General features: G+C 60.7%; 2 protein-coding genes. Both read left to right on the forward strand.

What is annotated here, in order from left to right; all coding sequences use genetic code 11:
* Positions 1-53: 53 nt before the first annotated feature.
* Positions 54-965, forward strand: coding sequence for an RNA polymerase sigma factor RpoH (gene rpoH / locus EOA86_RS32420; protein WP_029348727.1), 912 nt, complete (start codon positions 54-56; stop codon positions 963-965).
* Positions 966-1,404: 439 nt separating this feature from the next.
* Positions 1,405-1,848, forward strand: a complete 444-nt coding sequence (locus EOA86_RS32430; RefSeq protein WP_245497449.1) for a hypothetical protein — start codon at positions 1,405-1,407, stop codon at positions 1,846-1,848.
* Positions 1,849-2,004: the final 156 nt, after the last annotated feature.

The raw sequence follows: 2,004 nt of genomic DNA on the forward strand, positions 1-2,004 counted from the left end.
ATATATGCCCGCCGCGTTTCGGGGGCACCACTCCAAGAGAGAGGGGCGCTATCATGGCCCAGTCATTACCTAGTATCGTTTCCGGCGAAGGCGGCCTCAGCCGCTACCTGGAAGAAATCCGTCGCTTTCCGATGCTTCAGCCGCAGGAAGAGTACATGCTCGCCAAGCGTTACGCCGAGCATGAAGACACCACGGCTGCACACAAGCTCGTCACCAGCCATCTTAGGCTCGTCGCCAAGATCGCCATGGGCTATCGCGGCTACGGCCTGCCGATCGGCGAGGTGATCTCGGAAGGCAATGTCGGCCTGATGCAGGCCGTCAAGAAATTCGAACCGGAGCGCGGCTTCCGGCTCGCCACTTATGCCATGTGGTGGATCAAGGCCTCGATCCAGGAATACATCCTGCGCTCGTGGAGCCTGGTCAAGATGGGCACGACCGCCAACCAGAAGCGCCTATTCTTCAACCTGCGCAAGGTGAAAGGCAAGATCCAGGCGCTCGACGACGGCGATTTGAAGCCCGACCAGATCACCGAGATCGCCACCCGCCTCAACGTGTCCGAGGCCGAGGTGGTGTCGATGAACCGCCGCCTGTCGGGCGATGCCTCGCTCAACGCACCGATCCGGGCGAGCGAAGGCGAGTCCGGTGAGTGGCAGGACTGGCTGGTCGACGACCACGAAAGCCAGGAAGAGGCGCTAATCGAGCAGGACGAGCTGGAAAACCGGCGCGGCATGCTGTCGGGCGCTCTTGCCGTGCTCAACGAGCGCGAGCGGCGCATCTTCGAGGCGCGCCGCCTGGCCGAGGAGCCGCTGACGCTGGAAGAACTGTCGGCCGAATTCGACATCAGCCGCGAGCGCGTGCGCCAGATCGAGGTGCGCGCCTTCGAGAAGGTGCAGGACGCAGTCAAGGCCGCGGCCAAGCGCCAGATGCAGGCGCTGCGCACCATCGAGGCGCAGCCGGCGGCGTAACGCTCCGACAGAAAAATAACGGCGGCGTCAGGTAACTGGCGCCGCCTTTTTTATGGGGTCCTCCGACTGCCGGGAGATTGTCCCTTGGTGTTGCCGGTTCCGCCTCACCTGCGCGGACGCACGATCCGTCGCGATAAACCGCTCAATTATGGGTGCGATCAGCCTGGCCGGCTCATAGCGGCAATATAGCAATTTTCCCCAAGACCTGGAAACCGCAACGCTACAAATTGTGGCGGCAATGTTCCGGCGCCGACACGGGCTTCCGTCGCGAAATTCCAAAAGGCGGCGCTTGCGGCAGGCCGGCACGACAATGGGCCGCCGGGCTGCGCTGGGCAGTTGAGCTCGCCTATTGGAAACCAAAGGCAGTATGACAATGACGACTTCTCCCTTTCTCACCGCCCTCGGATCCGAAGGTCCCCCAGCCGACCGAGCGAAAGACATGGACCTGTATGGATGGCTAATTGGAAGCTGGGAAATGTACTCGGTCCACTACCTCCACGACGGCACAATCCAGAAATACAATGGAGAATGCCATTTTGGCTGGGTGCTCGAAGGCCGCGCGATTCAGGACGTTTGGATCAGGCCCAAGCGCCCTGCGCCGTCCACGATGTATGGGACGACTTTGCGCATCTTCGATCCTGGGATCGAGGGATGGCACATCGTATGGAACGACCCGCTCAACCGAGATCACTCACGCCAGATCGGGCGGGCCGAGGGAAAGGACATTGTCCAGCTCGGCAATGACTCGCGCGGTCTGAAAACTCGATGGCGTTTCACTGAGATCACTGCCAACAGCTTCCATTGGATCGGCGAGGAAAGATCTTTCGAGAGCGATCCTTGGCAAATCACGTATGAACATTTAGCCCGCCGAACAAAACCCTGAAGCTAGAGTAGCTGGCGTCTGCGCCGCTCCTCCTCCGGCTGCCGACACTTTCTCCCCGTATAGCGACGGGGAGAAGAGGCAGGTCGCACCGCCGGCACTCTTTTTGTAACGTCGAAAATTGGCGAAATCGTCAGCGAAAGCCTCCTTCTCCCCGTA

Source organism: Mesorhizobium sp. M5C.F.Ca.IN.020.32.2.1 (genome assembly GCF_004023105.1).
Lineage (GTDB): Bacteria > Pseudomonadota > Alphaproteobacteria > Rhizobiales > Rhizobiaceae > Mesorhizobium > Mesorhizobium wenxiniae.